The sequence below is a fragment of the Rhizobium sp. KNZ2-6A genome (assembly GCF_056755475.1).
Map to the genome: position 1 here is coordinate 41329 of NZ_JBNDIC010000014.1, position 12785 is coordinate 54113.

General features: G+C 62.2%; 13 protein-coding genes and 1 pseudogene. 9 read left to right on the plus strand and 5 right to left on the minus strand.

What is annotated here, in order from left to right:
- Positions 1–145: 145 nt before the first annotated feature.
- Positions 146–772 (plus strand): TetR/AcrR family transcriptional regulator, encoded by a 627-nt coding sequence (locus ACPYOP_RS12175; RefSeq protein ID WP_481410648.1) that lies wholly within the window; start codon positions 146–148, stop codon positions 770–772.
- A 103-nt stretch (positions 773–875) separates the two neighbouring features.
- On the opposite strand, the gene ACPYOP_RS12180 is transcribed toward ACPYOP_RS12175, so the two are convergent.
- A complete protein-coding gene (locus ACPYOP_RS12180) occupies positions 876–1772 on the minus strand; it encodes an SDR family oxidoreductase (protein ID WP_481410649.1) in 897 nt (298 codons plus the stop codon).
- Positions 1773–1865: 93 nt separating this feature from the next.
- Between ACPYOP_RS12180 and ACPYOP_RS12185 the strand changes: the two genes are divergently transcribed.
- Positions 1866–2699 (plus strand): helix-turn-helix transcriptional regulator, encoded by an 834-nt coding sequence (locus tag ACPYOP_RS12185; RefSeq protein ID WP_481410650.1) that lies wholly within the window; start codon positions 1866–1868, stop codon positions 2697–2699.
- 99 nt (positions 2700–2798) lie between these two features.
- Here the strand turns inward: ACPYOP_RS12185 and attM are convergent, their stop codons facing one another.
- Complete coding sequence (attM, locus tag ACPYOP_RS12190) at positions 2799–3590, minus strand: AttM family quorum-quenching N-acyl homoserine lactonase (protein ID WP_481410651.1); 792 nt, start codon at positions 3588–3590, stop codon at positions 2799–2801.
- Positions 3591–3718: 128 nt separating this feature from the next.
- On the opposite strand from attM, the gene ACPYOP_RS12195 reads away from it, so the two are divergent.
- Entirely contained in the window at positions 3719–4603 is an 885-nt protein-coding gene (locus ACPYOP_RS12195; RefSeq protein ID WP_481410731.1) for a LysR family transcriptional regulator, read from the plus strand.
- On the opposite strand, the gene ACPYOP_RS12200 is transcribed toward ACPYOP_RS12195, so the two are convergent.
- Positions 4600–5910: an MFS transporter gene (locus ACPYOP_RS12200; RefSeq protein WP_481410652.1), complete on the minus strand. Its 1311-nt coding sequence runs from the start codon at positions 5908–5910 to the stop codon at positions 4600–4602. The two genes, ACPYOP_RS12195 and ACPYOP_RS12200, sit on opposite strands and share 4 nt — an antisense overlap.
- A 109-nt stretch (positions 5911–6019) precedes the next feature.
- On the opposite strand from ACPYOP_RS12200, the gene ACPYOP_RS12205 reads away from it, so the two are divergent.
- A complete protein-coding gene (locus ACPYOP_RS12205; RefSeq protein WP_481410653.1) occupies positions 6020–6472 on the plus strand; it encodes a winged helix-turn-helix transcriptional regulator in 453 nt (150 codons plus the stop codon).
- Positions 6473–6519: 47 nt separating this feature from the next.
- Here ACPYOP_RS12205 and ACPYOP_RS12210 read toward each other — a convergent pair.
- Positions 6520–7265: pseudogene (locus ACPYOP_RS12210) on the minus strand (sulfite exporter TauE/SafE family protein).
- Positions 7266–7363: 98 nt separating this feature from the next.
- On the opposite strand from ACPYOP_RS12210, the gene ACPYOP_RS12215 reads away from it, so the two are divergent.
- The 4 genes from ACPYOP_RS12215 to ACPYOP_RS12230 all read left to right on the plus strand — a co-directional run bounded on the left by ACPYOP_RS12215 (position 7364) and on the right by ACPYOP_RS12230 (position 11120).
- Positions 7364–8245: a LysR family transcriptional regulator gene (locus tag ACPYOP_RS12215; RefSeq protein WP_481410654.1), complete on the plus strand. Its 882-nt coding sequence runs from the start codon at positions 7364–7366 to the stop codon at positions 8243–8245.
- Between the two features lie 85 nt (positions 8246–8330).
- The gene (locus ACPYOP_RS12220; RefSeq protein ID WP_481410655.1) at positions 8331–9137 is read left to right on the plus strand and encodes an alpha/beta fold hydrolase; all 807 of its coding nucleotides are present in this window, start codon (positions 8331–8333) and stop codon (positions 9135–9137) included.
- A gap of 136 nt (positions 9138–9273) precedes the next feature.
- Positions 9274–10395, plus strand: coding sequence for an alkene reductase (locus ACPYOP_RS12225; protein ID WP_481410656.1), 1122 nt, complete (start codon positions 9274–9276; stop codon positions 10393–10395).
- Entirely contained in the window at positions 10392–11120 is a 729-nt protein-coding gene (locus ACPYOP_RS12230) for an SDR family NAD(P)-dependent oxidoreductase (protein ID WP_481410657.1), read from the plus strand. The genes ACPYOP_RS12225 and ACPYOP_RS12230 overlap by 4 nt, the downstream gene beginning before the upstream one ends.
- Before the next feature lie 33 nt (positions 11121–11153).
- Here ACPYOP_RS12230 and ACPYOP_RS12235 read toward each other — a convergent pair whose 3' ends face one another.
- Positions 11154–11513: a hypothetical protein gene (locus tag ACPYOP_RS12235; RefSeq protein WP_481410658.1), complete on the minus strand. Its 360-nt coding sequence runs from the start codon at positions 11511–11513 to the stop codon at positions 11154–11156.
- 88 nt (positions 11514–11601) lie between these two features.
- Between ACPYOP_RS12235 and ACPYOP_RS12240 the strand changes: the two genes are divergently transcribed.
- On the plus strand, positions 11602–12660 hold the full coding sequence (locus tag ACPYOP_RS12240; protein ID WP_481410659.1) for a LacI family DNA-binding transcriptional regulator: 1059 nt from the start codon (positions 11602–11604) through the stop codon (positions 12658–12660).
- The last annotated feature ends 125 nt before the right edge of the window (positions 12661–12785 follow it).

The following is a 12785-nucleotide window of genomic DNA, read 5'->3' on the forward strand; positions in this document are numbered from 1 at the left end:
CCAGGGTGCTCGGCATTCTTGGCTTCGAGCGAACGATCGTCGATCACGAGAACCATCCGTCCAGCCTGTGTAGTTTTCACCGATATCGTCATCATGGTACGATTTTTACACTCGGTATAAATTTACTTATGGTATAAATATCTTCATGTCAAACCGAATCAAACTCCGAGAACGCAAGAAGGAGGCGACGCGTCAGGCGATCTCCGACATTGCAACGCGCCTGTTCGTCGAACACGGCTTCGACAAAGTTTCCGTCGCCGATATCGCCCACGAGGCTGACGTCGCCAGGAAAACGGTATTCAACTACTTCCGCCGCAAGGAGGACCTGGTCTTCGATCGCGAGGACGAGGTGCGGGATCTGGTGCGCAAAGCGCTTGCCGATCGTGGCCGCCAGTCGCCAGTCGGTGCTTTCCAGGCGCTGATGCGCATGCTGGTGGAAACGCAACATCCGCTGTTCAGGATCACCGAGCGGCCCATCCAGTTCTGGCGCATGGTGGCGGATAGCCCGACGCTGACGGCGCATGCGCGCACGCTGCAGGTGACGCTCGCCGATAATCTCTCGGGGATGCTGTCCGAGACGGTGGGGCGACCGCACTCCGATCCCGACGCGCGTCTGGCGGGAGCCATGCTGATGGCGACACTGGTGGTCGCCTACAGCGAGGCGCTTCGCGTTCTTCGTGAGAACGGAAAGCCTGAGACAGCTTTGTTGAGCATCATGGAGCGCGGCTTTACCGGCGTCGAGGCGACACTTGCGGGGACGCCCTACATCTGACGATGAAAGAATTTCTCGGCCACAGCCTGCAAAGGATCAAGGCTCGGCAGACAGGATCGGCCGAGCCTTGGGATATCTGCAAATCAGATGCTGGGCGCCGGCATCACGCGGCGGAAACCCGCAGCTCGGCAAGATCCGCGAGCAGCGTCGGCCCGGTCGGTTCCCAGCCAAGCTTTTGCCGCGTCTTGGCGCTGGAGGCCGGCATGTCGTGCGTGGTGAACAGGGAGAGCCAGCCGAAATAATCCTGTGCCTCCTCCTTGCCGATCGACTTGACCGGCAGGTTCAGGCGCCGGCCGATCGTTTCGGCAATATCGCGTATCGGCACGCCTTCCTCGGCGACCGCGTGATATCTGGCATTCGGCTCGGCGCGTTCGACGACGAGGCGATAAAGGCGGGCGACGTCGGAGAAATGCGCGGCCGGCCAGCGATTGAGCCCCTCTCCGATATAGGCGCAGGCGCCCCTTTGCCTGAAGATCTCGATCAGGGGCGTAATGAGCCCCTGGCTGACCGGATCATGCACCTGCGGCAGCCGCACGATCGAGACATTGACGCCGATCTCGCTGGCGAGAATCCCCGCCTCTTCGGAAGCTGCGCGCGGATGCACGTTGGCGCCCATGATTGCATTGTCTTCCCTGGCAGGTTCGCCCGGCACCGTATTGGCAATCGGCGTGCCTGATGTGATGACCAGCGGCCGGGCCGAGCCGGCAAGCGCCGAGGCCAGCGTTGCGATGACGCGGCGGTCGTCCTCGCAATTTTCGGCAAATCTCGAAAAGTCGTGGTTGAAGGCAAGATGGATGACGCCGTCCGATTGCGAGGCGCCGCTTTTCAGGATTTCCGGATCTTCGATCGTGCCGTGAAGAACCTCGGCACCGGCGGCGGCCAGCGCGACAGCCTTCTCCTTCGAGCGGGAAAGGCCGAGCACCTGATGACCCGCGGCAATCAACTCCCTCACGACATTCGAGCCGATGTTTCCGGTCGCGCCGGTGACAAAAACACGCATAGGCATAGTCTCCTTATTTCGTCGGAGACAAATCTGTGCCTATCGGTTATTCTGGTAAAGTAGTGATCTTATCATGGTAAAAGCACTAACAGGATGACCGACCTCATCGAAACGGAAAATCTCCTCGGGACCTATCTGAGGGACCGGCGCGCCAAGCTTGATCCAACCGCCTTAGGCTTTGCTGGGGAAAGGCGGCGTACGCCTGGGCTTAGGCGCGAGGAAGTGGCGCAGCGCGCCAATATCAGCCCGACATGGTACACATGGCTGGAGCAGGGGCGCGGCGGCGCACCTTCCGCCGACGTGCTCGACCGCATCGCCCGCGCGCTGATGCTGACGGAGGTGGAGCGCGAGCACCTGTTTCTGCTCGGCCTCGGCCGTCCGCCGGAAGCGCGTTATCGGAGAAATGACGGCGTGACGCCGCGACTGCAGCGTGTGCTGGACGCCCTCGACCCCTGCCCCGCCCTCATTAGAACCGCCACCTGGGACGTGATCGCCTGGAACAAGGCGGCGACCATCATGCTGATAGATTACGGATCGCTGCCGGCGGAAGAGCGCAATATCCTGCGCTACATCTTCCTCGATCCGCGCGCCCGTGCCGTGCAATATGACTGGGAAAGTGTGGCCCGCTTTGCCCTGGGCGCATTCCGCGTCGACGCGGCCCGTGCAGGTGCTGCGGCGGAGATCGAGCCTTTCGTTGCGGAACTCTGCCGCATCAGCCCGGAATTCAGGGCGATGTGGCGTGATAACGACGTTCCCGGCACCCATACCGAAGCCGTCAAGCATATACGCCATCCGGTTCTCGGCCCGCTCGCATTCGAATATTCGGCCTTCTCGGTCGATGGCCGCACGGATCTCAGCATGGTCGTCTACAATCCGGCAACACCCGATGACCTCGAACGGATCAGATCCCTGCTGTCCAAACTTTAGGGTGGAGATGTGCGACGCAGGGATGCGCATGCTTGTCGTTCCATGGGTGCTCGAAGCCATCCCGCTTGGCTGCCTTTCACGGCGCAATCAATTGCGCCTTCAATCGTAATAGGCCGGGGCCTGTCTAAACCCAGGCCACACTTCTGGATCATGCCCCGTGACCACCATCGCATCAGTCTGCTCGGCAAGCGCACGCAGCTTACCAACTGATCTCACCGTGTCGATGGCAGACGCCATGAAGCCGGGGAGCGCCTTTTCGTTCCAGTGATCGAGCGTATAGGCGGCATCGATCGTCAATAACATCGCACCCGACTTCGGCAGTTGCACGAGGAAGGACTGATGGCCTACGCTGTGGCCCGGCGTGAAGATCATCCGCAGCACGCCGTCGCCATACAGATCATAACCATCGGTGGCAACGCCCTCCAAGAAGTGCCATTTCAATCCGGGGCGGTCGAAATCGCGGCGGACATAGGCGCCGGCGGCAAACCAGTCCGGCGCGAAGGCATATTCATATTCGCGGCGCTGAATGATGTGGGTCGCGTTCTGGAAGCGGCCGACGGCGCCGCTATGGTCGGAATGTAGATGAGACAACGTAACGAAGCGGATTTCTTCACAGGATATGCCGAGCTTAGCCAATTGCGCGACGCATCCCTGCCCCTCTGTCATCACGGGCTGATAGCTATCGACGACATCGCCCCAATAGCCGCGCGGATCGGCAATGCCCTCGGCGGCCAATCCGCCATCGATAATGGTATTACCCTTCGGATGGGTGAGCAGAAACCAGGGAACCGGGATTTCATATTCCTCACCGTTTCCCTGGTTCATTCTGATGTCGTGGGCCTTGCATCGCTGCGTGCCCGATTGAAACATGTAAAGCCTGATATCGTTCATGAGCCTGACCTGTGATTTGTGATTGAGTGCCGTTTTCGGCGATAGAAGGCTCTGCCACCAGGCGGTATGATCCACTTTTATTTATCGGCTGAGCCGATATATTGACACGCATGGATCTATTGGTGGCGATGCGCGTCTATGTGAGAGTCGTGGAAAGGGGCAGTATGTCGGCCGCCGCCCGCGATCTCAGCATGGGCCAGCCTGCCGTCAGCGAGCGGATTGATCGGCTGGAGCAATATCTCGGCACGCGGCTGCTGCTTAGGAACACTCGCAAGCTTTCCGTCACCGATGTCGGCGCCGCCTTCTACGAGCGCAGCAGGCAGGTGCTTGAAAGTGCCGACGATGCCCTGACAGTCGCAAACGGCGATCAGCCGCTACGCGGCACGCTGAGGATCGCGGCGCCGCATGGCGTCGGCGAGGTCCTGCTGCCGTCGATCCTGCTGCAGATGCGCAAGCGCCATCCGCTGCTCAAGATCGAGCTGATCCTCAACGACAGGATCGTCGATCCCGTGACGGAAGGCGTCGATATCTCACTGCGCCTTGGCGATCTCGGCGAGGGCAGCTTCATCGCCCGTAAGCTCGGCCATGTCGGCCGCGTACTGGTGGCGTCACCAGCCTATCTCGATGAGCGTGGAACGCCGATAAAGCCCGATGAGCTTGCCGACCACCCCTTCCTGCGGGTCTCCGGCCTCTTCAACAGCGGGCGGCTTCCGTTGGTCGGCCCGGACAAGCGGACCGACCTTGCCACTGTCGACATCGCCTTCAGCACCAGTCATTGGCGGCCGCTATACCGCCTGTTGCTCGATGGCGCCGGCATCGGCGTCCTGCAAGAGCCGGTCTGCGCCGAAGATCTGGCCAGCGGCAGGCTGATCCGCCTACTGCCCGAATTCACCGTGCCGGGATTCGATCTGCATGCGCTCTATCCGGCAGCAAGGCCGGTTCCGCCCCGGATTCGGGCGGTGCTCTCGCTGCTGGAAGAGCAGCTGGGCACGGCTTCCGCGTCGGAACGCTAGCTATTTTTGCGACCGACGCTTTGCGTCGCCACCTCAGGCGTTGCCCGCAAGGTCAGCGCCCAGAAGAGCAGCGTTGCGAGGCTTATGGCCGCACCCGATATGCAGACGCCCATCCAGCCCGCATGGGCATAGATGACGGTTGAGGTCGACGATCCCACGGCGCTGCCGATGGAGTAGAAGACCATGTAGGCGGCGGTGAGCCTGTTCTGCGCGTCCGGCCTGATACGATAGATCATGCCCTGATTGGTGACGTGCGCCGCCTGCAGGCCGAAATCGATGACGAGGACACCGAGGATGAGCCAAAGGATCGAATAGTCCAGCAATGAGATCGGCAGCCAGGCAAGGAGCATTAGGGCAAGCGCAATCCCCGTAGTGCGCTGACCGTGGCCGCGGTCGGCCCAGCGACCTGCCCTGATGGCGCCGAGAGCACCCGCCGCGCCGGCAAGGCCGAACAGGCCGACCTCGGTATGGGACAGAGAGTAAGGTGGCGCGGTCAGCGGCAGTACGAGCGGTGCGAGCAGCGTGGTGATATTGGCGAAGATCAGCATGGCGATGACGGCGCGGATGCGAAGGACCGGTTCTTCGACGAGCAGCGTCCCGAGCGATCGGATGAGAGCGAAATAGGAAAGGCCGCCCTTCAGCTTTTCCTGCCGAGGCAGCGCCCGCCAAAGGAGGAGCGCAATCACCAGCGTCAATACGGCGGAGACGATGTAGACGGTCCTCCAGCCGGAGAGATCGGTCAGCGTTCCCGCGACGCTACGCGCCAGAAGAATGCCGAGCACGATGCCGCTCGTGACCATGCCGACGATATGGCCGCGCTCGGCTGGATGCGCAAGGCTCGCCGCATAGGCAACCAGCGCTTGCGTCACCACGGCCAGAAAGCCGACGGCGGCCATGGAGGCGAGCAGCATTGCCGCGCTGGAAGAAAGGCCGACACAGACGAGTGCCGCAACGCTTAAGAGCGACTGCACGATGACGAGCTTGCGCCGATCGACCACATCGCCGAGCGGCACCAGCAGGATCAGGCCGAGGCCATAGCCCAGCTGCGTCGCGCCGACGATCAGGCCGGTAACCGTGCGCGACAGCTTGAGATCATCGGCCATGACATCGAGAAGCGGATGAGCGAAATAGGCGTTCGACACGGCAAGGCCGCTTGCGACGGCAAACAGAAAAATCGTCGCGCGCGTCAGCGGGGAAGTGGTTTCTCGGGAGAAGCCGACGCTGTCACGCGAGCCTTCTCGCAGGGAATGAAGGCGCACAACATCCCTCGCGCTGCCGGCCGGCGGCGCGTCCTGATCGATCGTCATTGCAAAGCTCCCGATTCTTCGGTTTAATAATAAAACTATAAATCGAGTAACATTATTGGTTTAATCATGCAACTATTCTTGCAGACAAAAGATCGGGAAGGCTGAGCGGATGGTCGCGCGGAAAAGCCTGAAAGGCGATTATTGCCCGAGCGCGCGCTCGCTCGATGTCATCGGCGACTGGTGGTCGCTCCTGATCGTGCGCGACGCCTTTGACGGGCTGACGCGCTTCGGCGAATTTCAGAAAAGCCTCGGCATCGCCAAGAATATTCTCACCGACCGTCTGCGGACGCTGGTCGCAAGCGGCATCCTGGAACTGGCTCCGACAAGCGAGGGCGGCACACGCATGGAATATCGCCTGACGGCGATGGGAAAGGATCTTTTTCCGGTCATGGTGGCGCTGCGGCAATTCGGCGAGCGTCACCTCTTCGCACCGGCGGAGGACCATTCGCTGCTGGTGGATCGAGCAAGCGGACAGCCGGTGCAGCTCGACATCCGGGCACAGGACGGCAGGTCCATCGGCCCGGACGAGACGATTATCGTGAAGGTGCCGGAGGAGAAATAGGGCGTTCGCCAGCGAATGTCGGAGAACGAAGGTAATATAGGATCGCCTCAGAAAGAGGCTTTGACGATCATCTCGGCGCCAAGCACGAGGAGACAGATCAGAAACCAGCGGCGGAACGTGGCCGGGCTGACGCGATTGCGGATGACCTGGCCGGACCACATGCCAATGAGAGCCGGGACGATTGCAAGGGCTGATAGCGCAAGATTATCGAGGTGGAAGGCGCCATGCCAGGCGAGTGCGGCAGCCAGCGCAACCGTCGAAACGGTGAAGGAGAGGCCGAGTGCCTGCACCAGCTCCTCCTTCTCCAGTCCGAGCGCCTGCAGATAGGGCACCGCCGGCACGACGAAGACGCCGGTCGCGCCGGTCAGCAGACCGGTAATCAAGCCGATGATCGGCGACAGTATTGGTTCGAGCTTCGGCGGTACGCGAAGCTGGCGGGCGAGAAGCGCGTGAGCGGCATAGACCATGAGTGCGGCTCCTAATGCCACCGTGGTCATGCGCGTATCGCCAGTAGTCAGAAGATATGAGCCGGCGAAGGTTCCGGCGATCACAGCCAGTGCCAAGAGAAAAAGGCGACGAGCAAGCACTCCGAAGCTCGGGCCAGAAGCTGCCAGACATTGGTCACGAAGGACGGGACGATCAGCAGGCTGGCCGCCGCGAGCGGCGAGATCAGCGCACCTAACACGCCCATCGCCACGGTCGGCAGGCCCATGCCGGTGACGCCCTTGACAATGCCGGCCATGAAAAAGGTCGCAAAGATCGCCGCGACGAGCCATATCGAATGATCCATCATCCGCTTTCACTAACAGACGCGAGGCCGGGCACAATGCGGATGATGCGAAGGCAGACTTCGGCTATGCCGAAGGCTGGAGATGCGGTATTCTCCGCTCCATGCGCTTCGACCTGACCGACCTTCGCCTCTTCCTTGCCGTCGTCGATGCCGGCAGCATCACCCATGGGGCTGCTGATGTTGGGCTTTCGCTGCCGGCCGCAAGCGAACGGCTGCGCGACATGGAGGCGAATGGCGGCGTGCAGCTTCTGGAGCGTGGGCGACGCGGCATCCGCCCGACGCCGGCAGGCGAGGCGCTGGCGCATCATGCCCGGCTGATTCAGCGGCAGCTGGCGCAGATGCGCGGCGAGCTCGGCGAACATGCGAGCGGCCTCAGGGCGACGATCCGGCTTCTCGCCAACACCGCGGCGATTGCCGAATATTTGCCGCCGCGCCTTGCCGAATGGATGGCAAAACACCCTCGGACGGATATCGACCTCAAGGAGCGCCAGAGCATAGAGATCGCACGCGCCGTTTCGGCCGGATTGGCCGAGATCGGCATTCTCTCCAGCGCCGTCAACACCTCGGGCCTGATATTGCAGCCCTTCGCGATCGACCGGCTGGTGGTGGTGATGTCTCGCGAACATGCGCTGGTGGCGGTAAAGCAGATCGCTTTTGCGGAAATCCTGCACGAGCATTTCATCGGGCTCGCGGGCGGAGCGCTGCAGGATCATATCGACGCCCAAGCCGCCCGGCTCGGCACCCGATTGAAAATGCGCGTGCGGATGCGGACGTTCGAGAGCATCTGCGACATGGCGGGCCAGGGCATCGGTCTCGGCATCGTGCCCGAAACGGCGGCGCGCCGCTGCAGCCGATCCGCAAAAATCACCGCTGTGCGCCTTACGGACGGCTGGGCCACCCGCCGGCTTTCGGTTTGCGTCCGCTCGGCCGAAGACCTGCCGGCACCGGCTCGCGATCTTTTCGAGCATCTGGCAACGACATGACGACTGCCCTGTTGGAAAACCGGAGGGGGATCGATTAGTCTCGCCACATGGCTGTCGGCAGGAGACGGCGCAATGGGAGGTGGATATGGAATTTCACGACGACGAGCTTCATCGCTTCGAAGCCGAGGGGGTCGCACCCCTGCCGCCCACCGAGACGGGGGGCCATATCGATCATGATGGCATCAGTATTTGGTATGCCTCCTATGGCAGCGGCGCTCCGGTGATCCTCCTGCATGGCGGGCTCGGAAACAGCGGCAATTGGGGCTATCAGGTGCCGGCGCTGATCGACGCTGGTCATCAGGTTATCGTCGTCGACAGCCGGGGTCATGGCCGCAGCACGCGTGACGAGCGGCCGTATAGCTATGAACTGATGGCATCCGATGTTCTGGCGGTCACGGACAGGCTGAAGATCGAAAAGGCGGCCATTGCCGGGTGGAGCGACGGTGCCTGCATCGGCATGGTGCTTGGGAAAACCCATCCGGAGCGCGTGTCCGGCGTCTTCTTCTTTGCCTGCAACATGGACCCGAGCGGCACGAAGGAATTCGTGGCGACGCCGATCATCGAGCGCTGCTTCTCCCGTCATGCGAAGGATTATGCCGCCCTCTCCGCCACGCCTGGCGAGTTCGATGCCTTCGTCGGGGCTGTCGGCCTGATGCAGCGGACGGAGCCGAACTACACCATTGCCGATCTTGCTGAGATCGACGTGCCCGTCGCCATCGTCCAGAGCGAGCATGATGAATTCATCAAGCGGGAACACGCCGATTATCTCGCGCGGCACATTCCCGGTGCAGAGCTGATCCTCCTGCCCGGCGTCAGCCATTTCGCCCCGTTGCAGCGGCCAGCGCAGTTCAATGCCGCCCTGCTCGGCTTTCTTTCCGAACTTCCCACCTGACATCAGATTCAGTTGCGCACGTCCGATTGTTAGAATAAATGATGATCATCATCTTATTCAAACTCCCGAGACCGAATCGCCGCTGACAGGCCCTTCCGCCCCGGGGAGCAATTTCGGCTCCAGGCAGGAGAATTTTATGACAATCGATTTGTTTTCGCCGCTTTCCGTCGGTCCCTATGAACTGGCGCATCGCATCGTCATGGCGCCGCTGACCCGCATGCGGGCGAGCCAGCCAGGCAATGTGCCTTCGGCACTGAATGCCGAATATTATGCCCAACGCGCCAGCGAGGGCGGGCTCATCATTTCCGAGGGTTCGCAGATTTCCCGCACCGGCCAGGGCATGCCGGCAACGCCGGGCATTCATACGCCGGAACAGATCGCCGGCTGGAAAGCCGTGACAGATGCCGTTCACGGCAAGGGCGGCAGGATCTTCCTGCAGCTCTGGCATGTCGGCCGCATCTCCCATTCCTCGCATCAGCCTGATGGCGCTCCGCCGATTGCCCCTTCCGCCATCGCCGCCAAGGGTGAGGCCTTCACGGCAACGTTCGAGCGCGTGCCCTTCGAGACGCCGCAGGCAATCGATATCGATCTCATGCCGCTCCTGATCGACATCTATGCCCAGGCCGCCGCCAATGCCAAGCAGGCGGGTTTCGACGGCGTCGAGATCCACGGCGCCAACGGCTATCTGATCGAGCAATTCCTGCAGGCCCGCACGAACCAGCGCACCGACCAATATGGCGGCTCGATCGAGAACCGCACGCGGCTGCTGCTGGAAGTGGTCGAGGCGGTTTCCGAGGTCTGGGGCTCGGAGCGTGTCGGCGTCCGCCTTTCGCCCTTCGGCATTGCCAATGACAGCGGCGAGGACGATCCGTTGCGTCTCTACGGGCATGTCATTCGCGAGCTGGACAAGCTCAATCTCGCCTATCTGCATCTGATCGAGCCGCGCGCCAGCGGTGCGGGCCAGGCAGAGGTCGACCACAAGAACGTGCCGTCAGCCGCGGAATTGTTCCGGCCGGCGTGGTCGGGCACGCTGATCGCCGCGGGCAATTTCCGACCCGATACCGCCGAAGCCGTGCTCGCCGCCGGCCATGCCGACGCCATCGCTTTCGGCCGTCTCTTCATCGCCAATCCCGATCTGCCGGAGCGTATTCGTCGCGGTGCGCCCCTCAACCCCTATCATCGCCCCACCTTCTATGGCGGTGGCGTCGAGGGCTATACCGACTATCCGAGGCTCGATACGAGGGAGGCCGCCGAATGAGCACGCCAAGCGCCGTCATCGTTGGAGTGGGAGCGGAGCAAGGTCTCGGGGCCGCGCTCTGCCGGCTCCTCGCCAGCAAGGGCTACCATGTCGTCATCGCCGGCCGGACCCCGGCAAAGATCGATCAGGTCGCCGCCACCATCAAGGCATCCGGCGGCAGCGCGGAAGCTATCGAAACCGACGCGACCGATGAAGCCGCGGTGATCCAGCTGTTCGAACACGCCTTCGCGCCGCGTGACGACATCGCGCCGCCTGATCTGGTTGTCTTCAATGCCGGCATCAATCGCCAGATCGCCTTTCGCGCCGCCACTGCAGCGCAATTCGAGGAATTCTGGCGTGTCTGCTGCTTCGGCGGCTTCCTTGTCGGGCGCGAGGCGGCGCGTCATCTGGCGCCGCTCGGCCGTGGCACGGTGATCTTCACCGGCGCTTCCGCCAGCCTGCGCGGCAAGGCCGGCTTTGCGCAATTCGCCGCCGCCAAGGCGGGCCTTCGAATGATCAGCCAAAGCATGGCGCGGGAGTTCGGACCGCTCGGCCTGCATGTCGCCCACACCATCATCGATGGCGGCATAGACGGGGAACGGCTGCGCTCGCGCCGGCCGGATGTGGATACCGATGGCCTGCTGAACATCGATGCCGTTGCCGAGAGCTACTGGCACATTCATCGCCAGCATCCTTCGGCCTGGACCCAGGAGCTCGATCTCAGGCCCTACAAGGAAAGCTTCTGAGACCGGCGCTGGAGCGACACCTATAGTGTTGCCCTAGCAATTCCGCGACAGAGCTTTGGCGATCGCGAGGAACTTCGGGTCTTCGTCGCAGCTGCGACGCCGGACCTCGGCCTCGCCTTCCGTGTCCGATGTCTCGCTCGGAATCGTGAAAGACCACGCTGACGGACGATCCCGGCGACGGCGGAAAAGCCCTGCCACGCGGCTCAGAATACCTTGCCCAGCAATACCGCGCTCGTTCCCAGGTGACGGCGGGTCTACCGCGTTTGGATTGGCGGGATCGCCCCATCGCTCATCATAGAGATCCTTGAAGAGATAGTTGGTCAGCATCGGTTCATCCTTCAATTTTTGAATCGATTCAAATTCGACTCGGATTAATGCCTTGAATCGGTTCAATCGTACGCTTCGAAAAACTATTGTCAAGCAGAATTGAACCGATACAAGTTCGTGCTAATATCCACCTGAAACAGATGGAGGATTTTCATTGGCCAAGGGCACCATCAGGCTCGCGGATGTCGCCAAGGCGGCGGGCGTATCGCAGGGAACCGCCTCCAATGTTTTCAACCGGCCCGAAGTGGTGCGCGAGGAAGTGCGCGAACATGTACTCGAGACGGCCAAACGGCTCGGCTATGCCGGCCCGAGCCTGACGGGGCGGCTGTTGCGGGCCGGAAAAGTCAATGCCATCGGCGTCGCCGCCGTCGAGCCGCTGGCCTATTTCTTCGACGATCCCTGGGCCAGAGCGCTGCTGGCGGCGGTGTCCCAGGTCTGCGATGCCAGCGGCACGGGTCTCGCCCTGGTCTCGGCCAAGGACCGGCAGAAGCTGGACTGGAACATCAAGAGCGCCCTGGTGGACGGCTTCATCCTGCTCTGCGTGGAAGGCGGCGAGAAGCTGGTGCAGTTGACGCGCGAACGGCAACTGCCCTTCGTCGCGCTCGCCTTGAATGACGAGGACGGGTCGATCCCCTCAATCAGCGTCGATAATCTCGGCGGCGCTGCAGTTGCGGCCCGGCATCTGGCGGAATTGGGCCATCGGCGTTTCGGCGTGCTCGCCACCGAACTCTCGGACGATCATGTCGGGCCGGTCAACGTCGCCGGGATCGAGCGGGCGATCTATTCCACCTCGCGCGATCGTGCGCTCGGCTATTGGCAGGCGCTCGAAACGTTCGGAATTGGGCGCGAGGACCTGCCGATCTATGAGACGCTCAACGACAAGCCAAGCGTCGAAGCCGGGCTCGACCATCTGTTTTCCGCGCCGGAACCGCCGACGGCGATCCTTGCCATGTCCGACAATATCGCGCTTCTGGCGATCAACTGGCTGCGCGCAAAGGGCCTTTCGGTGCCGCAGGACATTTCCGTCATCGGCTTCGATGGCGTGCCGGAAGGCGGCATGGTGGAACCCGGCCTGACGACGATGGCCCAGCCATTTGCCGAGATCGCGCGCCGCGCGGTAGAGGCAGTCCTTGCCGACGCTATACCCACCGAGCGCGAGATGATCGACGTCACCCTGGTCGTGCGCGGCAGCACTGCCGCGCCGAAGCGATAGGCTCGCGGCCCCCGCAAAGCCTGAGAAATTCTTGGCGGCGTTAGCCATCCTGGAGCAATTGCATGAGAAATGAGGCCGTTGCTGCGTCCGCCTTCTCCCCTCGGGGAGAAGGTGCCGACAGGCGG